Origin of the sequence: Marinobacter sp. KM021 (assembly GCF_050707965.1) — a bacterium.
GTDB classification, from domain to species: Bacteria; Pseudomonadota; Gammaproteobacteria; order Pseudomonadales; family Oleiphilaceae; genus Marinobacter; species Marinobacter shengliensis.
In genome coordinates this window covers 3,546,307-3,570,506 of the sequence record NZ_CP136129.1, presented here as the reverse complement: position 1 = coordinate 3,570,506, position 24,200 = coordinate 3,546,307, and the positions used below count along the sequence as shown (strand labels likewise).

Genomic DNA, 24,200 nt, shown 5'->3' with positions numbered 1-24,200 from the left:
ATCTGCGGTCACATACGGTAACCTGTACCCTCAGGATTGACTCGGACACCAGACAAGGAATCCCATGGCGGCCTCACCCTCCATCGAACCCGGCTTTCACGCCATACACGCCAACCACCTGGAAGACCTGCGCCGGGCCGTGGTCTATATCTGCCGTCAGAATCCCATGCCGCCGCTGCAGAGCGAGACCTTTCTGGTGCAGAGTAACGGCATTGCCCAGTGGCTGAAGCTAGCCCTGGCGGAAAAGCGCACCGACGATGGTGTGGAAGGCGGCCTGGGCATTGCCGCCGGCATGGATTTCCTGTTTCCGGCGCGGTTTATCTGGCAGGCCTATCGTGCGGTGCTGCCGGATGGCGAGGTGCCGGAGCAGTCTCCTTTCGACAAGCGCCGGCTGGTCTGGCGGCTGTACCGGTTGCTGCCGGAACTGGTGGGGCAGGATAAGGCCTTCACGCCCCTGGCGCGGTTTCTGGACGGTAGCGACACCGACCTGCGCAATTTCCAGCTGGCCGAGAAAGTAGCCGACCTGTTCGACCAGTACCAGGTGTTCCGGGCCGACTGGCTGGCGGCCTGGGAGCAGGGCAAGGACGTGGTGATTACCGCCCGGGGTGAGGAAAAGGCCCTGGATGCGGAAACCCTCTGGCAGCCGTTGCTCTGGCGTAAACTGGTAGAGGACGTGGGCAGCGAGGCCCACACCAGCCGCTCACAAATCCACACCCGCTTTATGGAACAAGGCCAGCGCATCCACGAACCGGCCAATCCGGCGCGGTTGCCCAAACGCATCGTGGTGTTCGGGGTGTCGTCCCTGCCCCGCCAGGCATTGGAAGCCCTGTACGTACTGAGCCGGTTCAGCCAGGTGGTGCTGTGCGTTCACAACCCCTGCCAGTTCTACTGGGCCGACATCATCAGCGACCGGGAACTGCTAAAAGCCGAACGCAAACGGGGCGCCGCGCACCCGGTGTTGTCACAGATTGACGACCCGGACCAGCTGCACCAGCACGCTAACCCGCTGCTGGCGGCTTGGGGCAAGCAGGGCCGGGACTACATCCGCCTGCTGGATGAATTCGACAACCCGGACGACTACCGCGCCAGCTTTCAGACCCCGGGGCAGAAGATCGACATCTTCACCGACCATGGCGATGTGGATAACCCCTGCTTGCTGCACCAGTTGCAGAACGATATCCACAACCTGACGCCGCTGCAGGAAATCCGCCAGCAGCAGCGCACGGTGGATCTGGCCTGTGACCATTCCGTGGTGTTCCACGATGCCCACGGCCCCCAGCGGGAAGTGGAAATCCTCCACGACCAGTTACTGGCCGCGTTCAATGCCGACCCCACGCTGCGGCCCCGGGATGTGATCGTGATGGTGCCGGACATCAATGTGTACGCGCCCCACATCCAGGCCGTGTTCGGCCGCTATTCACCGGGCCGCAAGCGCCACATTCCGTTCACCATTTCCGATCAGGGCCAGCGCCACCATGAACCGGTGCTGATTGCCCTGGAAACCCTGATGTCGCTGCCCCGGAGCCGCTTTGGCGTAAGCGAAATTATCAGCCTGCTGGAAGTGCCTGGCATTCGCGACCGCTTTGACATCAGCGAAGACGAAATCCCCCTGGCCCGGCGCTGGGTGGAAGGCGCCAACATCCGCTGGGGCCTGCACGGCCAGCACCGGGAAAGCCTGGACCTGCCGGCGGAGCTGGATCGCAACACCTGGCAGTCTGGCCTTCGGTCCATGCTGCTGGGCTACGGCATGGGCGATGACGAGCCCTGGGGTGGGGTGGAACCCTATGGCGAAATTGGCGGCCTACAAGCCAGCCTGGCCGGGCGTCTGGGCGAGTTCGTGCACCAGCTGGAAACCCTGTGGCAGGCCCTTCAAACCACCCGCACTCCGGAGCAATGGGAAGCCCTGTTCTCCGCCATGCTCGAGCAGTTTTTCCACAAGGTGGAAGGCCAGGACCTGCTGTTGCTGAACCGCTTCCGCCGCCAGCTGGAGCAGTGGCTGGAAGATGCCCTCGCCGCAGGCCTTGATGATCAGCCACTGCCCCTGAACATCGTCAAGGATGTGCTGCTGCAGGGCCTGGACGAAGGCGGTCTGAACCAGCGCTTCCTGGCCGGCAAGGTCAACTTCGCCACCCTGATGCCGATGCGGGCTATTCCGTTCCGCAAGGTGTGCCTGCTGGGTATGAACGACGGCGACTACCCCCGCTCCCGGCCACCGGTGGATTTCGACCTGATGGCCCAGGACTATCGCCCCGGCGACCGTTCCCGCCGGGAAGACGACCGATATCTGTTCCTGGAAGCCCTGCTGTCCGCCCGGGAACAGCTGTACATCAGCTGGGTAGGGCGCAGTATCAAAGACGACTCTGAACGGCCACCCTCGGTACTCATCGGCCAGTTGCAGGATCACCTGGACAGCCTGTGGGCCGTGGCAGGCAAAACGGACAGCTCGGTTACCCAAGCCCTGACCACCCAGCACCCGCTGCAACCCTTCAGCCGGGACTACTTCCCGAAAGCCAATGGCGTCGGCGAAGGCGAAGAGGCCCGGCCCAGGCCGCTGGCCGAGGTGCTGCAGGCCCGTGGATTGTTCACCTACGAACGGGAATGGCGCAGCGCCCACGCTGTGGATAACTCTGAGCAGAGCCGGGAAGCCCTGCCATACCAGGCTCCGGAAGAACCCATCAGCCTGAACGATCTGGCAAACTTTCTGAAAAAGCCCATCGACACCTTCTACCAGCGCCGGCTGCAGGTGCGCTTTGAAGACGTGGAAGACGAGGATACCGACAACGAAAACTTCGACCTGAACGGTCTGGACCGCTGGCGCCTGGATAACGAACTGATTCAGCACAGTGTGCTGAAAGCCGCTACCGAGGAAGAGTTGCACGAACGGCTGGAAACCAACCTGGACCGCATGGCCCGGCGCGGCGACCTGGGTATGGGCGTCACCGAACATCGCCTGCGCACGGAACTGGCCGGCCGGTTGCCGGATCTGTTTGACCGCTATCGAGGCGCACTGGCGGAATGGCCGGAAGTGGTGGCCGAACCTTTACCCTTCGAGTTTCGCTATTCAGGGGATCTTGGCTCGGTTGAGGTGGCAGATTTAATCGACAACCTGCGCTGTAATCACCAGGGGCAGTTGTGCCGCCTGGTAATTGCCAGTTCCGGCCTGCTCACCGGCTCCGGTTACTCGAAAAAAGTGCGCTACGCCAACCTGCTGCGGGACTGGCTGATTCACCTGGCCGGCCAACTCAGCGGCCAGCCCTTTGAAACCCTGATCCTCGGTAAGGAAGAAGGCCGCAAATTCCAGTTCCCGGTGATGGCCCTGGAGCAGGCACGAAAGCATGTCGAAGCCATTGTCAGCCGCTGGATGGAAGCCACCACCCGAGCCCTGCCGCTGCACTGCGAGGCCGGCTTCGCCTGGATTACCAGCTACTACGGTGGCAAGAAATTTGTCGGCGACCACGAACGGGCCATCAGTGAGGCGGAACAGGCCTACGCCACTGCCCTGGACCGGGACACCGGCTACCTGCTGGGCGCCTTCGAAAGCCCCGAGGCGCTGATGGCCAGCGGCGAGTTTGAAGCCCTGCTGCACCAGCTTTATGTCCCCTTATGGGAAGCCGAACAGGGCAAGTCGGCGGCGGATCAAATCGGGAGCATGGAATGACCGACCAGATGACCAATCGAAACCCGAACCTGGACCCGCTGGCCATGCCCCTGAACGGCAGTGCGCTGATCGAAGCCAGCGCCGGCACCGGCAAAACCTTCACCATCGCCATCCTTTATGTGCGCCTGGTGCTGGGCCATGGCCAGGCAGAAGACAGCCCGCTGCAGAACCTGCTGCCGCCGAACCTGCTGGTGGTGACCTTTACCGACGCCGCCACCAAGGAGCTGCGAGACCGCATCCGCACCCGGCTGACCCAGGCCGCCGAGGTATTTTCCGAAGCCGCTGACCACCTTGAACCCACCCCGGAAACCGCACTTATCCACAAGCTGCGGGATGACAGCTACCCGGACCCGGCCAGTTGGCCCGACTGCCGCAAGAAGCTGCTGCTGGCCGCCGAATGGATGGACGAAGCCGCGGTATCCACCATTCACGGTTTCTGCAATCGTATGCTCAGCGAACACGCCTTCGACAGCGGCAGCCTGTTCAAGCTCACCCTGGAAACCGACCAGAGCGAACTGCTGGACGACGTGGCCCGGGACTACTGGCGTACCTTTGTCTACCCGCTGCCGCCGGCGCTGATGGACGAAGCCCTGAGCCACTGGAAAACCCCCACCGACCTGCGCAAGGCGGTGCGTAACCTGATCGACGATCCAGAGGCCCTGGGTAACCCTCCAGAGAACGTGCACCTGGCCATCAACCAGGTGGTCAGCGAACGGCTGGCACGGGCCAGTGAACTGAAAGCCCACCCCTGGGGCCAGTGGCAGCAGGAAGTTACCGACCTGTTGAACGACCTGAACAAAGGCAAACGCCTGCACGGTGGCAGCAAGAACGCCATGCTCAAGGTGTGGGAGTTCCTGATCGCCTGGGCCGAATCCGATGACCTGCTGCCGGATAAACTGGACAGCGCCGCCGGTTACAAGAACCAGACACCCGAGGGCCTGGACAACATCCTGAAAGGGGACGACCCGGCGCCTCAGCACCCGGCCTTTGACGCCATCGAAGCCTTGCTGGAATTCGGCCAGAACCAGCCCAGCGCCAAGTCCGACATCCTGCGCCACGCCAGCCACTGGATTGCCGAGCGGCTGGAAGCGGAAAAGCAGCAACGCTCGGAAATGGGCTTTGATGACCTGCTCACCCGCCTGGACGACGCCCTGCATGGCCCCCGGGGCGACCAACTGGCCGCCACCATCCGCCGCCAGTTTCCGGTGGCGCTGATCGACGAATTCCAGGACACCGACCCGGTGCAGTACCGCATCTTTAACCGGATCTACGCGGTGCAGGACAACAGCGCCAACACCTGCCTGCTGATGATCGGTGACCCGAAACAGGCCATCTACGGCTTCCGGGGCGCCGATATCCACACCTACCTGCAGGCCCGGCTGGGTGTGCAGGCCCGCACTTACACCCTGGGCACCAACTTCCGCTCCGCCAAGACTATGGTCAGCGCCGTCAACCGGGTGTTCGAGTACAGCGACCAGCACAGCCCGAAAGGGGCCTTCCTGTTCGGCAAGGGCGACAGCACCCCGCTGCCATTCCAGGGCGTAAAGGCCAACGGCACCAAGCGGCTGTGGGCCGTGAACGGAGAGGTTCAACCCAGCCTGGTGTTCTGGACCCACGAGTCCGATGAAACCGACAAGGAAGGCAACCCCAAAGGCGTGGCCAAGGGCACCGCCACCGCCGAGGTGGCCGAAACCTGCGCCAGTGAAATTGCCCGGCTGCTGACTCTGGGCCAGGCCGGACAGGCGGGCTTTGTGCTGGCGGATAATCCGGCCGACCTGGAACCCGTCGAACCTAAAGACATCGCCGTGCTGGTGAACAACCGCAACGAAGCGGCTGCGGTGCGGGACGCCCTTGGCCGCCGGCGCATCAAGAGCGTGTACCTGTCGGACCGGGATTCGGTGCTGACCTCCCGGGAGGCGAAAGAGGTACTGTGCTGGCTGCGGGCCTTCGCCGAGCCCCGGCAACTGGCCTTCATCCGCACCGCCCTGGCCACACCAACCCTGGGCCAGAGCTGGCAAGCGCTCGACCGGCTGCTGACCGACGAGTTGGTGCTGGAACGGGAAATCGAGCGCTTTCAGGGTTACCAACAGCAATGGCAGAGCCAGGGCGTGCTGCCCATGCTGCGCAGCTTTTTGATGGACTTCGAAGTGCCGGGCCGCCTGCTGCAGCGCCCGGATGGTGAGCGAAGACTGACCGACATCCTGCACATTGCCGAACTGCTGCAGCAGGACAGCCTGCAACTGGACGGCGAACATGCACTGGTACACCACTTCACCCAGATCCTGCGGGCGGCAGACGAAGAGGACGAACACCGCACCCTGCGCCTGGAAAGCGACGCCGGGCTGGTAAAGGTGATCACCGTGCACAAATCCAAGGGCCTGGAATACCCGCTGGTGTTCCTGCCCTTCGGCACCGCCTTCCGGGCAGAAAGCCAGAAGCAGGCGTATGTTCGCTACCACGGCGACACCGGCAAGCTGGTGACGGTGTTCGACCCGACCCCGGAAGACATTGAAAAGGCCGACCAGGAACGTCTGGGCGAGGACATCCGCAAACTCTACGTGGCCCTGACCCGGGCCCGGTTTGCCACCTGGGTGGGCGCGGCGGCTGTGGATAACTGGCACCAGAGTGGCCTGGGCTATGCGATTGCCGGAACACCGGAGCAGCCCATCAGCCAGGCCCTGGCCCCGCTGGCGCAAGGCCGCCCGGACATTCGGATTACCCCGCTGCCGGAAGCCGAAACCACGATATTCACCGAAACCGCCCCGGAAGCCCTGGGGCCAGCGCTGGTCTCCACCCGGGAAGCGAAGGAAGACTGGTGGATTGCCAGTTACTCCACCATCGAATACACCGGCATGGCAGGCACCGGCATTACCTTCACCGGAGAGGTGGAAGACGCCCAGACCCAGAACCTGCTGGAAGAAAGTGCCCAGGACGACACCGATGAGGCACCCGCCGTGCCCGCGGCGCGCAACCACCACCACTTCCCCAAGGGCGCCGGCCCCGGCACCTTCCTGCACGAATTGCTGGAGTGGTGCACAGCCCAGGGCTTCCAGCGGGTTGTGGATAACCCCGAACTGCTGCATGAGCAGCTGGCCCGCCGTTGTGGCACCCGGGGTTGGGGCGACTGGGTGGAACCCCTGCAACAGTGGCTGCTGGCGCTGATCCGGAAACCGCTGAAGCTGGACCGGGAAGGGCAACAAAGCGCCAGCCTGGCGCAACTGGACAGCCTGCGCCCGGAACTGGAATTCTGGTTTGAAAGCCGCAACGTCAGCATCCGGCAACTGGATGCGCTGGTCACCCGTTATACCCTGAACGGCGCCGATCGGCCCCGGGCTGAGGCCAACCGCTTCAACGGCATGCTCAAGGGCTTTATCGACCTGGTGTTTGAACACAAGGGGCAGTATTACGTGCTGGACTACAAATCTAATGCTCTGGGCGAGGACGACGACGCCTACACCGACCAGGCCATGGGCCAGGCGATTCTGGATAAACGCTATGACCTGCAATACATCCTCTACCTGCTGGCCCTGCACCGGTTGCTGAAAGCCCGGCTACCGGATTACGACTACGATCAGCACATCGGCGGCGCGGTATACCTGTTCCTGCGCGGGGTGAATTCCGCCAGCGGCGGGGCGTTTACCGACAAGCCACCCAGAGCGCTGATTGAACAACTGGATGCCCTGTTCGATGGCGAGCCGGTGTCCGGGGAGGTGGCCGCATGAGTCGTACCCGCCATACTGAAAACCAGTTTGCCCTGGACTTGGGCGACGACGCACCGGTGAACCCGGCGGCCACCAAATCACGGGAGGCTGTGGATAACTCACACGTCCTGGCCAGCCTGAACGAAACCGAGGCCCTGTTGGGGCAATGGCAACAGGCCGGCTGGATTCGCCCGCTCGATACCGGCTTTGCCCGGCTGATCCGGGAACTCAGTGAAGAGCAGGGCGAGAGCCCAAAGCCTCTGGTACTGTTGTTGGCGGCACTGATCTCCCATCAGGTGGGCCGCGGCCACGTGTGTATCGACCTGGCCACGCTGCTGGACGATGCCGGCCATACGTTGGCACTGCCACCGGAAGAACCGGCCAACTCCGGCCACTCAGAAGCCGAGATGGCCAACCTGCATAAGCTTTATCCACAGGAGCTACTGGCGCGGGTGGAGCTCTCTGACTGCTTGGCAGCCCTTCAGGGTTCCCTCGCCGTGAGCGATGGTTCGGTATCAACCCCACTGGTACTCAACGGCACCCGGTTGTACCTGCGCCGGTTCTGGCGCTACGAACAGCGTATTGCCGACGGCATCCAGCAACGGCTGGCCTTGCCATCGCCGCTGGCAGACCCGCAATCAGTGGCCGCGCAAACCTTATCCACAGCCCTCAACAAGCTGTTCCAGTCAACAGAACCGGTGGATTATCAGAAACTGGCCTGCGCCCTGGCTGCCCGGAACCGCTTTGCGGTGATCACCGGCGGCCCGGGTACCGGCAAGACCACTACCGTGGTGAATCTTCTGGCGGCCCTGCAGGCGGTGGCCGGGGAAAGCCCGGAACGGGCAGGGCGTAAGTACCGTATTCGCCTGGCGGCGCCCACCGGCAAGGCCGCCGCCCGCCTGAACGAATCCATTGGCGGCGCCGTCAGCAAGCTGCCGTTGACAGACCTTCCCGGCTCCGTGCAACTGGACGATATTCCCACCAAGGTCACCACATTGCACCGATTGCTGGGCAGCCGGCCCGACACCCGCCAGTTCCGCCACAACCAAGACAACCCGCTGCTGGTGGATATCCTGGTGATCGACGAAGCCTCCATGGTGGATGTCGACCTGATGGCCTCAGTGTTCGACGCCCTGCCCGCCAGCGCCCAGCTGATCCTGCTGGGCGACAAAGACCAGTTGGCCTCGGTGGATGCCGGCGCGGTGCTGGGCGAGCTGTGCCAGCGGGCCTTCGACGCCCACTACACCCCGGACACCGCCAGCTGGCTGGCCGCCATCACCGGCGCCCAGGTACCGGCCAGCCTTGTGGATAACTCAGGCCAGCCACTCGACCAGGCCGTGGCCATGCTGCGCAAGAGCTATCGTTTCGGGCAGGACAGCGGTATCCGACAGTTAGCAGAAGCTGTTAATACCAGCGCTCTGACGAGCACCGTGCTCAAGCAAATTCGTGACGCCGAGTTTGAGGATGTCATCTGGCTGAACGGCCACACCCCGAAACCCGCCCCGGAACAGACGCTTGAGCTGATCTGCCGCCACGCCATCACCGGCACCCCGGAGAGCTTCCTCAACGCCGGGCAGGGCCGGGTGGTCAATGGCAAAACACTGCCTTCGCCGGTGGGCTATCGCCATTACCTGGAAGTTATCCACAGCTCCAGTTTAACCGCCGACAGTCCCCGGGAAGCCTGGGATGCCCACGCCTCAAACGTGCTGGAAGCCTTCAACGACTTCCAGGTTCTATGTGCGTTACGCAAAGGCCCCTGGGGCGTGGAAGGCTTAAACCAGCAAATCGCCCAAAAGCTGCTGGCGGAGAAACTGATCGACAAAACCGAAGGCTGGTACGCCGGCCGGCCGGTACTGGTCACCGGCAACGACTACAATCTGGGCCTGATGAACGGGGACATCGGTATCACTTTCAGTGTGCCCTGGGACAGGACCGCCACTGGTGAGCCAAAAGACACCTTGCGGGTGGCCTTCCCGAGTGGTGACAGCACCGGCGGCATCCGCTGGATTTCCCCCAGTCGTCTACAGCAACTGGAAACCGTTTACGCCATGACCGTGCACAAATCCCAGGGCTCGGAGTTCAACCACACCTGTCTGGTGCTGCCGGACCGCCTCAGTCCGGTGCTTACTAAAGAGCTGGTTTATACCGGCATCACCCGGGCCAAGAACTGGTTCAGCCTGATTACTGGCGACGCTCAGGTGTTCAAAGACAGTGTGGGGCAACAGGTGGTGCGGGCGTCTGGTCTGGCGCTTCGGCTTGGGGATAACTAGGCCCTGGTGTTCCGGACTTTGGGGGCTCCGGGACGCCAGTAAGCGGAGGGCCTTGCCAAAACACGCTCCTTCGGCACGTCCCTGTGACGCTTGAGCTCCGCCATCCATGGCTCCGCACAGTTTTGACAAGGCCCTCCGCTCACTGGCTCAGCTAGGAGTTGTCCTCACTCCGGTGCTGCTGCTCCCACAGATGGGCATAGTGGCCACCTGCAGCCAACAGCTCATTATGACTTCCGCTTTCCACAATCCGGCCGCCATCCATCACCAAGATGGTATTGGCATCTCGAATAGTAGAGAGGCGATGGGCAATCACCAAGGTGGTTCTCTGCTGACTGACTTCTTTCAAGGCTCCAAGTATCGCCTGCTCGGATAACGAATCCAGCGACGACGTGGCTTCGTCCAGAATCAATAACGGCGGGTTCTTCAGAATCACCCGGGCAATCGCAACCCGCTGTTTTTCGCCGCCGGACAACTTCAGCCCCCGCTCGCCCACTTTGGTGTCGTAACCTTCCGGAAGGCTGTGGATAAAGTTTTCCAGGTGGGCCATGCGCGCGGCCCGGTGTACTTCTTCCTCGGTCGCTTCGGGGCGGCCGTAGGCAAGGTTCCGGTACAGGGTATCGTTGAACAGCACGGTGTCTTGCGGCACCACACCAATAGCCGAACGCAGGGAATCCTGAGTGACCGTCCGGATATCCTGGCCATCTATACGGATAGCGCCCTGATCCACCTCATAGAACCGGAACAGCAAGCGGGCAAGGGTAGATTTGCCGGCACCGCTGGCGCCCACCACCGCCACGGTGTGGCCGGCGGGAATGGTGAAGTTCACATCCTGCAGAATGGGGCGGTCTGGCCGGTAGGCGAAATGGATGTGCTCGAACCGTACCTCGCCGTTATCCACAGTCAGGGGCTTGGCATCCGGGGCATCCTGGATGGCTGGTTGATCGCCCAGCAGTTTGAACAGGCGCTCCACGTTCACCAGGGCTTGGCGAATTTCCCGGTAGACAAAGCCCAGGGCGTTCAGGGGAATGAACAACTGCAGAAGGTAGGCGTTAATCATGGTGAAGTCGCCCAGGGTTATCTCTCCACTGGCTACTTCGCCGACCGCCATCGCCATGATCACGATCAGTGCCACACCAATGATCAAGGCCTGGCCGGCGTTCAGGGTGGCCAGAGACAATCGGTTCTTCAGCCGGGCCTTTTCCCACTCGTCCAGGTCCTGGTCGTAGAGTTCGGCTTCGTAGCGTTCGTTGTTGAAGTATTTGACGGTTTCATAGTTCAGCAGGCTGTCGATGGCCCGGGAGTTGGACTGGTTGTCCTTTGCGTTGGCTTCCCGCACGAACTTGGTTCGCCACTCGGTGATTTTGATGGAGAACACCACATACACCACCACCGCCACCAGAATGGCCAGCACGTAACCCACGTTGAACACTACCAGCAAGATGGCCGCTACTAGCAGGATTTCCAGGATGGTGGGCACAATGTTGAACAGGGTAAAGCGCAGCAGGAAGCTGATGCCGTTGGTACCCCGTTCAATGTCACGGGCCAGGCCACCGGTTTTTCGGTCCAGGTGAAAACCCAGCTCGCGCTGATGCAGGTGTTCAAACACTCGCAAAGACACCCGCCGCATAGCCCGTTCCGCCACCCGGGCAAACACGGCATCCCGCAGTTCGCTGAACAGGGTGGCGCCAAAGCGCAGGGAGCCGTAGGCCACCACCAGCACAACCGGAATCCACAGCAGCATGTCGGCTCCGCGGTTCTGGTCCAGGTAATCGACGATGTATTTCAGGGCGACCGGCGTGGCGACGGTGGCCAGCTTGGCCAGTACCAACATCGCCATAGCCAGCGCGACCCGCCCCCTGAATTCCAGAAGGTAAGGCCACAGACCAGAAATGATCGACCAGTCGGGCTTATGATCGGCAGGGTAGTCGTTGTCGGCGTAGGCGCGCACTCTGTCTTCCTTCGGTTTCGGAGAAGTCGAACGCACGGGTGGGTGGGCCTGCCAGGACACGCTGTAAATACATCCATGTACGCTCGGCAAAAGCCATCCCTGGCTTTTGACGGTCCTGGCAGGCCCACCCACCCGCGCGCTCTTACGTAGCTGTATGATAGGTCTTGTCAGGAGAACAAACCGTATTGAAGCTGGAGTCTACAGCAGCTAACACCTTTGAGGCACATTATTAACACTCGTCACCGTAAGGCCCTGAAACTCGTCATAGAGTTTATCAGCCCCTACCGCCGCGCCGTGGCCGGAGCACTGCTGGCACTGGTCATCACCGCCGGCATCACGCTAGGTCTGGGCCAGGGCCTGCGTATTCTGGTGGATCAGGGCCTCGCTACGCAATCACCGGAAAACCTGGCCAAAGCCATCGGTCTGTTTTTTGTGCTGGTACTCGGCCTCGCATTTGGTTCGTTTGCCCGGTTCTACCTGGTGTCCTGGATTGGCGAGCGGGTGGTGGCGGATATTCGCAAAAAGGTGTTCAACCACCTGATTGATCTGCACCCCGGCTTTTTTGAGCAGAACCGGGCCCTGGAAATCCAGTCCCGGTTTACCGCCGACACCACGGTGCTGCAATCGGTGATCGGCTCCACCGTGTCCATTGCCCTGCGCAACACGCTGATGCTCATCGGCGGGCTTATTCTGCTGTTTGTCACCAACGCCAAGCTGGCGGCCATCATCCTGCTGGGGTTCCCCCTGGTGATCGCACCGATCCTGTTCTTCGGTCGCCGGGTTCGGCAGTTATCACGGCTCAGCCAGGACCGGGTGGCGGATGTAGGCAGTTACGTGGGGGAGAATCTTTCCCAGATCAAAACCGTTCAGGCATTCAATCATCAGCCCCACGACCGGCGGTTTTTCTCGGAAGTGTCCGAGAAGGCGTTCGACATTGCCCGCGAGCGCATCCGGCAGCGGGCGTGGCTGACCACTCTGGCTATTTCCCTCGTGATGGGGGCGGTCGGCATTGTGATCTGGATTGGCGGGCTGGATGTGATTCATGGCCGGATAAGCCCCGGTGAACTTGCCGCATTTGTGTTCTACAGCCTGCTGGTTGGCGTTGCCGCGGGTGCGATCAGTGAGGTGATTGGTGAACTGCAACGGGCAGCCGGGTCTGCCGCCCGTCTGTTTGAGCTGCTGCAGACAGAACCGGCGTTTGTCCGAGAAGGGGAGAACCGGTCTTTTGCCGGGCCGGTCACCGGCGAGATCGCCATCGAGCATCTGGGCTTCAGTTATCCCGGCCGACAGGCCCAGCCGGCGATTTCCGATCTGTCCCTGCATATCCGCCCCGGGGAGACCCTGGCCCTGGTTGGTCCTTCCGGGGCCGGCAAGTCCACACTGTTCGATCTGTTGCTGCATTTCTATCAACCGGATTCCGGGCGGATCCTGATCGACGGGGTAGACACCTCTGATCTGTCTCTGGACGCGCTAAGACGCTGCTTTGCCCTGGTGCCCCAGAACCCGGCGTTGTTCCATGGCACGGTGGCGGACAACATTCGCTATGCCCGCCCCGGTGCAGAGCAATCCGAGGTAGAGCAGGCGGCGCGGATTGCCCACGCCGATGAGTTTATCCAGGCGCTCCCGCAGGGCTACGACACACCGCTGGGGGATGCCGGGCTGGGGTTATCCGGTGGGCAGAAGCAGCGCCTGGCCATCGCCCGGGCGCTGTTGGCGGATGCCCCGATTCTCTTGCTGGATGAGGCCACCAGTGCCCTCGATGCCCAAAGCGAGCACCTGATCCAGCAAGCCATGCCTGCGCTCACCGCTGGGCGTACCACCCTGGTGATCGCCCACAGGCTGGCAACCGTCAGAGACGCCGATCGCATCGCGGTACTGGAGCAGGGTCGGCTGCTGGCGGTCGGCAGCCACGATGAACTGATGCGCGATAACGAACTTTACCGGCGCCTGGCCAGCCTGCAGTTCCGGGACGAAGCCGCAGATACGGACAATGGTCGGTTTGTGTGTTGAGTGCGTACTCCCTACACTGTTAAGAGAATTTCTCAATCCTGAACCAGGGAGAACAGCAAAGTGAGCAATAAAGAATTGCAGGCACTCAAAGAGCGATACGTCGCTGCGGGCGCGGCAAGCCCCAATGATCAATTTGCAGATCACGCCCTGAACGCAGAAGTCTGGGACGCCGACGGCAAGCGCATGATCGACCTTGCCGGCGGTATCGGCGTTCTGAACATCGGCCATCGGCACCCGAAAGTGGTCGAGGCGGTTAAAGCCCAGCTCGACAAGCTGATGCACACCTGCCAAACGGTAATGCCCTATGAGGGTTACGTAAAACTGGCGCAGAAGTTGAGCGAAGTGGTGCCGGTCAAAGGCCACGGCAAAGTGATGCTGGCCAACTCCGGGGCTGAGGCGCTGGAAAACGCGGTCAAGATTGCCCGTGCAGCCACCGGCAAGAACAACGTGATCTGCTTTGATGGCGGCTACCATGGCCGTACCTTCTTCACCATGGCCATGAACGGCAAGGCTGCCCCTTACCAGACCTCATTCGGCCCCATGCCCGGCCTGGTGTACCGCGCGCCTTACCCGGTGCCTTACCACGGCATCACTGAGGAAGACGCCCTGCGTGGCCTGGCAATGACCATGAAAGCCGATTCCCCGGCCCACGAAACCGCCGCCATCGTACTGGAGCCGGTTCTGGGTGAGGGTGGTTTTTATCCCGCCCCGGACAGTTTCCTGAAAGCCCTGCGCAAAATCTGCGATGACAATGACATTCTTCTGATTGTCGACGAAGTGCAAAGCGGCTTTGGCCGTACCGGCAAACTGTTCGCCATTGAACACAGCGGCGTTGAGCCGGACATCATGACCATGGCCAAATCCATGGCCGATGGTATGCCGATCTCTGCCATTGTCGGTACCGACAAGGTAATGGACTCCTCGGGCCCGAATTCCCTCGGTGGCACCTACACCGGCAGCCCTACTGCCTGTGCCGCAGCTCTGGCGGTGTTTGATGTGATCAAAGAGGAAGATATCCTCGGCAAAAGCCAGCGCCTGGGTGACAAACTGAGGGCCCGGTTCGACCAGTGGCAGGAGCAGTTCACTCACGTGGATAATGCCCGCAACATGGGGCCGATGGCCGCGTTTGAGCTGGTGGAAAGCAAGGAATCCCGCAAGCCCATGCCGGAGCTGGTAGCGGCGATAACCAAGAAAGCCAAAGAGAAAGGCCTGATACTGCTCAGCTGCGGTATGTACGGCAACACTCTGCGGTTCCTGATGCCTGTCACCATCGAAGATGAGGTGCTGGAAGAGGGCCTGAACATTGTTGAGGAATGCCTGAAGGAGGTGGGTGCCTGATCAGGGCGCTTTCTTTCAGTTCCAGAGAGCCGGACTTTTGCCCGGCTTTTTTATGCTACTCTGAAGATCACTCTTATTGATACCTGCACAATGACCGGGACCGGTGTGAGGTAGTGCTCTCCAAAACTGTGCGGAGCCATGGATGGCGGAGCCCAAGCGCCACATGGATGTGCCGCAAGGAGCGTGTTTTGGAGAGCACTACCTCACAGCGGGCCTTGTACGATCTCAGAAAGGCGGAGATTTCCAGTCATTCAGACAGTCGATGTGACCATAAAATATACCCTCCCCGGTTCTACGCCCCATTTATGCGCTCCAAGGATGTGTTGGCTAATCATTGATCATTGCATGTTGTGAATATCAGCCCGCTTGAACAAAAAACCGACAACCGAGGCTGATCCCAAATGCACCACAACAATGACAACACAGGAGCATGCAATGATCTCACTCTCCCGATTGGCAACCGGTGCCGCGCTCGGACTGGCACTGACATTGCCAACCCAACAAGCCCAGGCCGGTGCCTTTGTGCATCTGTTTGAATGGAAATGGAGCGACGTCGCCCAGGAATGCGAAAACTTCCTGGGCCCCAAAGGGTTCAGTGCGGTTCAGGTATCGCCGCCCCAGGAGCATATCCAGGGCAGTGCCTGGTGGACCCGCTATCAGCCGGTAAGTTATCAGCTGAACAGCCGCAGTGGCGACGCCAGCGCATTTGCTGACATGGTCCAGCGTTGTAACGCCGCCGGCGTGGATGTGTACGCCGATGCGGTCATCAACCATATGGCCAATGGCAGTGGTACCGGCACGGCGGGTTCAGCGTACAGCTCAACCTCCCTCAGTTATCCTATCTACAGTAGCAATGATTTTCATACACCCTGCGGTATCAATCCGGAAGATTACGGCACCGATGCCTGGCGGGTTCGGAATTGCCAGTTGGTGGGGCTGCCCGATCTCAATACCTCAGACAATTACGTTCAGAACACCATTGCCGGGTATCTGAACCAGCTGACAGCGCTTGGGGTTAAAGGTATCCGAATCGACGCCGCCAAGCATATGTCGCCCTCGGATATCAGTGGCATCCTGAACCGGGTGAACAATCCACTGTATGTATTCCAGGAAGTGATAGACCTGGGCGGGGAGGCGGTGAGTGCCGGCGAGTACACCGGGCTTTCCGATGTTACCGAGTTCCGCTACAGCGCGGCTATAGGTGACGTGTTCAAGAATCAGCGCCTGGCCAATCTCAACGGGTTTGGTGAGAGCTGGGGTTTCCTGGCCGGTGGTGATGCAGTGGTGTTTACCGACAACCACGACAACCAGCGGGGCCATGGCGCCGGTGGCAGCAATATCGTTACCTACAAGGATGGCGGCCTGTATAACCTCGCCAATGTGTTCATGCTGGCCTGGCCCTATGGGTATCCGAAGGTGATGTCGAGTTACAGCTTCTCGGATGGCGACCAGGGACCACCCGCCCAGGCGGTTTACCAGAATGGTAGCCCACAATGTGGCAGCGCCTGGATTTGTGAGCACCGTTGGGATTCGATTGCCAACATGGTGGCTTTCCGCAACGTGACGGATGGTTCCGGCGTCAGCCATTGGTGGGATAACGGTAATAACCAGATCGCCTTCAGCCGTGGCAACAAGGGCTTTGTGGCCATCAACCGGGAAGGGGGTACCCTGGCTCGAACCTTCAGTACCGGCCTGCCCGATGGCAACTATCGTAACGTAGCCGGTGACGGTAGCTGCGTCACCGTGCAGGGTGGGCAGGTGAGCCTGTCGGTGGCGCCGATGGAAGCGGCGGCCCTCCATGTTAGCGCTGACTGTGATGGCGATGACGGCTCCGATGAAGGAAACAACGGCAACGGTTCAGACGGGGAACAGGCCAGTGTCACCTTCCAGTGCAGCAACGGCACAACGGACTGGGGACAAAGTGTCTACGTTACCGGCAATCATGCCAGCCTGGGTAACTGGTCACCTGCGAATGCACTGAAACTGGATCCAGGTAATTATCCAACCTGGTCCGGGAGCTTCGACATGCCTGCGAACACGCAGGTAGAGTGGAAGTGCATCAAACGCAGCGAGTCAGACCCGGATGCTCAATTGGTGTGGCAAAGCGGTGCCAATAACCAGGTGCAAACCGGCGCGGCTGGCTCATCCATCAGCTCGTCCGGTAGCTTCTGAGTCCGGTTACGTTCGGCCTTCAATTCGTCGTATACTGCCGGAAGCTCTTTCCGGCAGTGCCTCTTCAGGCGCCTGCCGTCGATTCATCGATAGGCGGTAACCATGACGTCCCAGACCAACTCTTCCATTCCCGACCACAAGCCCAGACCCTGGATTGACCTTCTGGTCAGTATCATCATTCCCTCTGTTATTCTGATGAAGTTCAGTGGTGACGAACACCTCGGCAGTGTCAACGCGCTGGTCATTGGCCTGGCGTTTCCCCTTGGCTGGGGGCTGTTTGAACTGATTCGTTACCGCAAGAAAAACTTCATCGCCCTGCTGGGCCTGATCAGCGTTGGCCTGACCGGCGGCATCGGGCTACTGGAGCTGGACGCCGGCTGGCTGGCCATCAAGGAGGCGGCGGTACCTGCAGTGATTGGTCTTGCGGTATTGATATCCACCCGCACCAAGTACCCACTGGTACGAACGCTGCTGTACAACCCGAACATTCTGGATGTGGATAAGATCCACGCCTCGCTGGAAGAGAAGGGCTGTGTTGACCAGTTCGAGGCGCGGCTGCTCAATGCCAGCTATTTCTTTGCCGGTACCTTCCTGTTCTCTTCAATCATGAACTATGTACTGGCCAAGTGGATTGTGGTGAGCCCCTCGGGCACTCAGGCGTTCAATGAAGAGTTGGGGCGGATGACCCTGGTGAGCTATCCGATGATCGCCATTCCTTCAATGATCATGATGATGCTGATTTTCTACTACCTGTGGCGCACCATTCGCCGGCTTACCGGATACACGCTGGAAGAGGTGATGGCTCAGCACCTGGTGGAGAAGGAGAAAGAGAAGGAACAGAAACGCGCGGAATCCTCGAAGTAATCTATCGGAATAAAAATTCCCGGCTGATAACAAAAAAACGGTGGCACCTGTCGGGGCCACCGTTTTTTTATGCCAGTCTGTCGGTGTGATTACACGTCCAGATTGGTCACTTCCAGAGCATTGGTCTGGATAAAGATCCGGCGCGGCTCCACGTCATCACCCATCAGGGTGGTGAAGATCTGGTCGGCAGCGATGGCGTCTTCAATGGTGACCTTCATCATGCGGCGGCTTTCCGGGTCCATGGTGGTTTCCCACAGCTGTTCCGGGTTCATCTCACCCAATCCCTTATAGCGCTGGATGTTCAGACCACGCTGGGCCTCTTTCATCAACCAGTCCAGAGCACCCTCAAACGACAACACCACCTGCTTGCGCTCGCCACGCTGTACGTAGGCACCTTCATCAATCAACCCCTCCAGCGTCTCACCCAGGCGGGCAATCGCCTTGTAGGAGGATGATTCGAAGAAGTCATGGCTGAAGATGTGCTCATGGGGAATACCGTGCACATAGATGGTAACCATCGGCAGATACAGGCCACGCTCTTCGTCGCGGGTCACCGAGAATACGTATTTGGTGCCGGTGCGGGTATCCAGTTCAAGGCCATCACCCAGGTGTGCAACCCACTTGGCAACCGCCGCCTCATCTTTCAGCTGCTCCGGCTTGAGGGTGGTGTTGTACACCATCTGCTGCAATACCTTCGCGGGGTAGGCCCGGGACAGGCGTTCGATCATCGCCATCACCGCCTGGTAGTCCTTGACCATGGTTTCCAGGGCGGAATCCTTGATGGCGGGCGCCTCCGGGTTCACGTACAGCTGAGCGCCGTCCAGGGCAGTCTGGGTGAGGTAGGCTTCTTTCGCCTTCTCATCTTTCAGATACTGTTCCTGCTTGCCGCGCTTGACCTTATACAGGGGCGGCATGGCAATGAACACGTGACCGCGCTCGATGATTTCCCGCATCTGGCGGAACAGGAACGTAAGCAGCAGGGTACGGATGTGCGAACCATCCACGTCCGCATCGGTCATGATGATGATCGAATGGTAGCGTAGCTTGTCCGGATTGAACTCTTCCCGGCCGATGCCGCAACCCAGTGCGGTAATCAGCGTACCCACTTCCGCAGACGACAGCATCTTGTCGAAACGGGCTTTCTCCACGTTCAGGATCTTACCTTTCAGGGGCAGGATGGCCTGGGTTTTACGATCACGACCCTGCTTGGCACTGCCACCCGCAGAATCACCCTCCACTATGAACAGTTCGGACAGGGCGGGGTCTTTTTCCTGGCAGTCAGCCAGCTTGCCGGGCAGGCCTGCGATGTCCAGGGCGCCTTTGCGGCGGGTCATGTCCCGAGCCTTTCGGGCGGCTTCCCGAGCCCGGGCTGCTTCGACCATCTTGTTGACGATTAGCTTGGCCTCGTTGGGCTGCTCCTGCAGGTACTCGGCAAAGCTCTGGTACAGCTCCTGCTCAACGGCGGTTTTCACCTCAGAGGAGACCAGTTTGTCTTTGGTCTGAGAGGAGAATTTCGGGTCGGGTACTTTCACACTGATGATGGCGGTGAGGCCTTCACGGGCATCGTCACCCGTGGTGGCTACCTTGGCCTTTTTCCCCAGACCTTCATGATCGATATAGTTATTCAGGGAACGGGTCAGGGCGGCACGGAAGCCCGCCAGGTGCGTACCACCATCCCGCTGAGGGATATTGTTGGTAAAGCAGTAAAGGTTCTCCTGGAACGCGTCATTCCACTGCATCGCCACTTCAACCGAGATGCCGTCTTCTCGATCACGGGTGAAATGGAACACCCGGTTAATTGGCGTCTTGTTGGTGTTCAGGTGTTCTACGAAGGCCCGCAAACCACCCTCATACTCGAACACTTCTTCCTTGCCGCTGCGTTCATCGGTCAGGCGAATACGCACGCCGCTGTTCAGGAACGCCAGTTCCCGCAGGCGCTTGGCCAGGATATCGTAGTGAAACTCAATGTGCGTGAAGGTTTCCGGTGAGGGAATAAAGTGCACCTTGGTGCCGGACGCTTCTGTTTCACCCACTTCTGCCAGCGGTGCATTGGGCACGCCATGGGTGTAGGTCTGCTCATAGACCTTGCCCTCACGCCGGATGGTCAGAGTCAGGGTAGAGGACAGGGCGTTAACCACCGAAACACCCACACCGTGCAGACCGCCGGAGACCTTGTAGGAGTTGTCATCAAACTTACCGCCTGCGTGCAGGACGGTCATGATCACTTCGGCGGCAGAGACACCCTCTTCTTCGTGGAGATCCACCGGAATACCGCGGCCGTTATCTTTTACGCTGACGGATTCGTCAGGGTGAATGATGACCCCGATCTCGGAACAGTAGCCAGCCAGAGCCTCATCGATGGAGTTATCCACCAACTCAAAGACCATGTGGTGCAGGCCGGTGCCGTCATCGGTATCACCGATGTACATGCCCGGGCGCTTACGCACCGCATCCAGTCCTTTCAGGACCTTGATACTGGAGGAATTGTAGTTCGATTCACTCATTAATGAGACTCCTGAAGGTGATACCGGCCAGGTTCAGCGGAAAACGGTACACGCCGCCTATGCCAGTCTATTCTTCCGTCAATTTTCCATGTTCCACGTGGAACATTCTGTATTCCGGTGCATCACGGTCGCCCCAGAGCACGTCAGGTTCCGGATGCTCGATAGAGGTGATAAACACCTGACAACGCAAATCCTGGAGCTTATGCGCCAGCATGATCCGATGGCGCACATCCAATTCGGCATTGATGTCGTCCAGCAGGAAAGTCACCTGCTTACCAAGATCACTCAACACCTTTCCCTGGGCAATCTTCATCAGAATAACCAGTGTCTTCTGCTGCCCCCGGGAAAAGGTTTCCGCAACCGGCCGACCACCTAACTTGAGACGGATATCTGCACGATTAGGGCCATACAACGTGTGCCCCATCCGGCGTTCCTGCTCCCGGTGGCTCGCCAATATGTCCACAAGCGAGCGGGACCGATCCCAGCCCGGATAGAACTCAAGTTTGAGACCTTCCGTCCAGCTGGCATCCAGCTCCTGCAGCACCGCATCGAAGGCCGCTTTGAACTGCCTGAAAACCTGCTCTCTGACATCGCTCAGGGTTTCCGCCAGGGCACCGAACTGACTGTCCCAGACCCGGAGCAACGATTCGTCCAGTCTACCATTTCTGAGCGTTTGATTCCGCTGTGATGTCACTCTCTGGCACTGTTGCCACATTACCGAAAAGGAAGGTTCCACGTGGAACACTAACCAGTCGAGAAACTGTCGACGTTTTCCGGGGCCACCGGCCACAATGTCGAATACCCCCGGATCAATCACCGACACAGGCAGATGCATGGCCAGGGATGACAAACTACGTACAGCTTCGCCATCCACCCTTAGCGCTGTTTCCTTGGCAGATACATCCCGGGATATTCCCAGACGATGGGCGATGCCGGTGGTGCCTTCCGCTGCACCACTTTGGTCCTCATTATTGCTGAGCCCACTGTCCAGAGCGCCAAATACCGTTAACTTGCTGTGACCATGGCTGACCACCGCCTGATGCCGACTCACCCGAAAGGACCGCCCCAATCCCAGATAAGCAATCGCTTCCAGGGCACTGGACTTACCGCTGCCATTAGCGCCATACAACAAATTAAAGGAAGGTGAAAAACCGACAGGGTCCGGCGCCAGGTTTCGGAAATTCTGGGTCTGGAGTTTCACAAGCGCCATAAAGGAGGAATTCTCATCACCGGAGTCGGAGCACAAAAAAAAGGCAATGCCGGAACGCGACATTGCCTTAGTGTACAAGATGCGTGGCGGCGACGCTCGTCAATGAAGCATGGTCAACCGCTCATCCATAAACACATCCATCTCCGGTGCGAGAATATGCACATACCGATCAAAATAGAGGAACTGTTTCAGCAACAGCGCAAATTCCCGCGGAAAGTGCAGGCCATGACTTTCGCCCACCTTCACCATATCCATAAGAATGTTGTTGACGTCATCTTCCGCCTGACCCATTTCATAGGGAACGTCGTCCGGAACCATTCGATCCATCTGACGATACAGGCGTTGCAGATCGGCAGAGAGCTCATCCACCCTTACCGTGCGACGGGTGACACCAATCCGGATCATGGCATCAGCCATACCGTCGAAGTTACCGACCATGATCGCGGAGATGAAATCGCTCACCGCCTGCCAGGTGTCCGGCCTGATGCGCCCGACAATACCAAAATCGATAAACCCGACGCGCCCGTCCTTCAGCACCATCAGGTTGCCAGCATGCACATCCGCGTGGAAAAACTCACACTGGGTCAGGCTGGCGAACCAGGTGTTCATGGCGGTAATCAGGGTACGTTCGGGATCCTTCGAAAAACCGCGAATGCTTTCGAGATCCGTCAGCGGAACGCCATAGAAACGTTCCATGGTCAGGATCCTGCGAGTACTACATTGCTCATATACCCGGGGCACGGTCGCGTCGTCGTTATGGGTATTCAGCAAGAATTCCCGGAACACCTTCAGATTATTGGCTTCCTTGATGAAGTCACATTCTTCCATCATGGTCTGCTGAATTTCTTCAACAATGCCAGACAGGGATGTCCACGACAGCTTCGGCGCCAGGGTTTCCAGAATCCGCGCCGACAGGTACAGAAAGTTCAGGTCCGTCAGCAGAATATTTTCCACGCCAGGCTTCTGAACCTTGATAACCACGTCTTCGCCAGTCACCAGTTTCGCCGCATGAACCTGCGCAATAGATGCCGACGCCAGAGCCACCGGATCGATTTCCGAGTACACCTGATCAATCGGCCGCCCGAGTTCCTCACGAATAATGCGCTTGATCACGCCAAATGGAAGACTGGGGGTTTTATCAAGACAATACTGAAACTCTTCCACGTACTCTTTTGGAAAGAACGTGGGGGAGCTCGCTATAAACTGACCAAGCTTGATATAGGTGGCCCCAAGATTCTCAAACGTCTGGCGCAGCAGTTTCGGGGTAGGGGGGCGATCGCCCCGAACCCAGTTCAGACCGGTACGGCCAAGCACCGACAGTGTTTGACCAACCCTGAAAGCACCTTTGATTCCGTTCGTTACGGCACCCATTAAATTCCTCCGGAAAGGTTACAGCCGCATCGGCATGACCACATACAGGCAGCTGTTATCGTTCTCTGCTTCGATCAATGCGCTGCTGTTGGGATTGGACAGGGTAATCTTCACCTGCGCCTCATCCAGCGCATTCATCACGTCAATCAGATAACCTACATTAAAACCGATCTGAAGGGATTCGCCCTGATAGTCCACCGGCAGCGCATCTTCGGCCTGTTCCTGGTCCGGGTTGTTGGCGAACACCTGCAGCTCTCCCGGCGCCAGGTTCAGGCGCACACCGCGGATATTCTCATGAGACAGAATACCGGCCCGCTGCAAGGTGTTCTTCAGCGTTGCCCTGTCAGCGAGCACCACCTTATCGCCACCCCTGGGGATAACCCGGTTGTAATCCGGGAACTTGCCTTCAATCAGCTTGGAAGTGAAGGTATACGCACCCACCGTCGCACGCAGATGATTGTCGCCAATCACCAGGGTCACCGGCGATTCCACGTCGTCCAGCAGGCGGGCGAGCTCCAACACGCCTTTTCTCGGCACAATCACCTGCCGGGGTTCCGGGCACCCGGTCTGCAGATCGGAATGTGCCATCGCCAGGCGGTGACCATCGGTTGCTACTACCCGTACATGGCCGCTGTCGACTTCCAGTAGCAGACCATTGAGGTAATAACGAACATCCTGCTGTGCCATGGCAAACGCCGTCGCGTCCAGCATGCGACCGAGTTCTTTCTGCGGAAGCTCCAGGCGGAAGCTTTCCGGCTCGTCTTCCACATTGGGGAAGTGCTCGGCCGGCAGGGTCGACAAGGTAAAATGGGAGTTGCCTGCACGCACGTGCAGACGGTCGCCTTCAAGCGCCAGATCAATCGGGGCTTCGTCACCCAGTGCCCGACAGATATCAGACAGCTTCCTGGCCGGTACCGTGATCCTGCCCGGTTGGTCCACGTGGACCGGCGTAACCCGCCCGACCAGCTCAACTTCCATATTGGTACCGGTGAGTGTCAATGTGTTGTCTTCAGCTTCCAGCAACACGTTGGACAAAACCGGCATGGTCTGTTTCTTTTCCACAACGCCAGCAATGCTTTGCAGAGGAGTAAGAAGGGATTCACGGCTTATGGTCAGTTTCATGGCACTCGGCTTCAGTTGTCGGAAGTGAATGT

The 24,200-nt window shown here is 59.5% G+C and carries 12 protein-coding genes; 7 read left to right on the top strand and 5 right to left on the bottom strand.

All coding sequences use genetic code 11. The features are described 5' to 3' along the window. Positions 1-64 precede the first annotated feature (64 nt). Genes recC through recD form a run of 3 tightly spaced genes read left to right on the top strand, consistent with a single transcriptional unit; the run spans position 65 to position 9,629 of the window. Entirely contained in the window at positions 65-3,658 is a 3,594-nt protein-coding gene (gene recC, locus RVM24_RS16680) for an exodeoxyribonuclease V subunit gamma (protein WP_431474422.1), read from the top strand. Further along, positions 3,655-7,380, top strand: coding sequence for an exodeoxyribonuclease V subunit beta (gene recB / locus RVM24_RS16675; RefSeq protein WP_431474421.1), 3,726 nt, complete (start codon positions 3,655-3,657; stop codon positions 7,378-7,380). Before recC ends, recB begins: the two co-directional genes overlap by 4 nt. Further along, a complete protein-coding gene (gene recD / locus RVM24_RS16670; protein ID WP_431474420.1) occupies positions 7,377-9,629 on the top strand; it encodes an exodeoxyribonuclease V subunit alpha in 2,253 nt (750 codons plus the stop codon). Before recB ends, recD begins: the two co-directional genes overlap by 4 nt. A 151-nt stretch (positions 9,630-9,780) precedes the next feature. Here recD and RVM24_RS16665 read toward each other — a convergent pair whose 3' ends face one another. Continuing rightward, a complete protein-coding gene (locus tag RVM24_RS16665) occupies positions 9,781-11,577 on the bottom strand; it encodes an ABCB family ABC transporter ATP-binding protein/permease (RefSeq protein ID WP_431474419.1) in 1,797 nt (598 codons plus the stop codon). Between the two features lie 252 nt (positions 11,578-11,829). On the opposite strand from RVM24_RS16665, the gene RVM24_RS16660 reads away from it, so the two are divergent. The 4 genes from RVM24_RS16660 (at position 11,830) to RVM24_RS16645 (ending at position 17,961) form a co-directional block, all read left to right on the top strand. After that, positions 11,830-13,587, top strand: a complete 1,758-nt coding sequence (locus RVM24_RS16660; RefSeq protein WP_286922542.1) for an ABC transporter transmembrane domain-containing protein — start codon at positions 11,830-11,832, stop codon at positions 13,585-13,587. Positions 13,588-13,647: 60 nt separating this feature from the next. Then, positions 13,648-14,925, top strand: a complete 1,278-nt coding sequence (locus tag RVM24_RS16655) for an aspartate aminotransferase family protein (RefSeq protein WP_431474418.1) — start codon at positions 13,648-13,650, stop codon at positions 14,923-14,925. A gap of 435 nt (positions 14,926-15,360) precedes the next feature. Next, entirely contained in the window at positions 15,361-17,097 is a 1,737-nt protein-coding gene (locus tag RVM24_RS16650) for a carbohydrate-binding module family 20 domain-containing protein (RefSeq protein WP_431474417.1), read from the top strand. A 102-nt stretch (positions 17,098-17,199) separates the two neighbouring features. Further along, positions 17,200-17,961, top strand: a complete 762-nt coding sequence (locus RVM24_RS16645; RefSeq protein WP_061331419.1) for a VC0807 family protein — start codon at positions 17,200-17,202, stop codon at positions 17,959-17,961. 89 nt (positions 17,962-18,050) lie between these two features. On the opposite strand, the gene gyrB is transcribed toward RVM24_RS16645, so the two are convergent. From gyrB to dnaN, 4 genes are all read right to left on the bottom strand, one after another. Further along, positions 18,051-20,465 carry a DNA topoisomerase (ATP-hydrolyzing) subunit B gene (gyrB, locus tag RVM24_RS16640; protein ID WP_061331420.1) on the bottom strand — a complete coding sequence of 805 codons (2,415 nt, stop codon included), beginning with the start codon at positions 20,463-20,465 and terminating at the stop codon, positions 18,051-18,053. A gap of 67 nt (positions 20,466-20,532) precedes the next feature. After that, positions 20,533-21,675 (bottom strand): DNA replication/repair protein RecF, encoded by a 1,143-nt coding sequence (gene recF, locus RVM24_RS16635; RefSeq protein ID WP_061331421.1) that lies wholly within the window; start codon positions 21,673-21,675, stop codon positions 20,533-20,535. Between the two features lie 99 nt (positions 21,676-21,774). Beyond that, positions 21,775-23,046 carry an ABC1 kinase family protein gene (locus RVM24_RS16630; RefSeq protein WP_061333174.1) on the bottom strand — a complete coding sequence of 424 codons (1,272 nt, stop codon included), beginning with the start codon at positions 23,044-23,046 and terminating at the stop codon, positions 21,775-21,777. A gap of 18 nt (positions 23,047-23,064) precedes the next feature. Beyond that, positions 23,065-24,168, bottom strand: a complete 1,104-nt coding sequence (dnaN, locus tag RVM24_RS16625) for a DNA polymerase III subunit beta (RefSeq protein ID WP_058090925.1) — start codon at positions 24,166-24,168, stop codon at positions 23,065-23,067. Positions 24,169-24,200 lie beyond the last annotated feature (32 nt).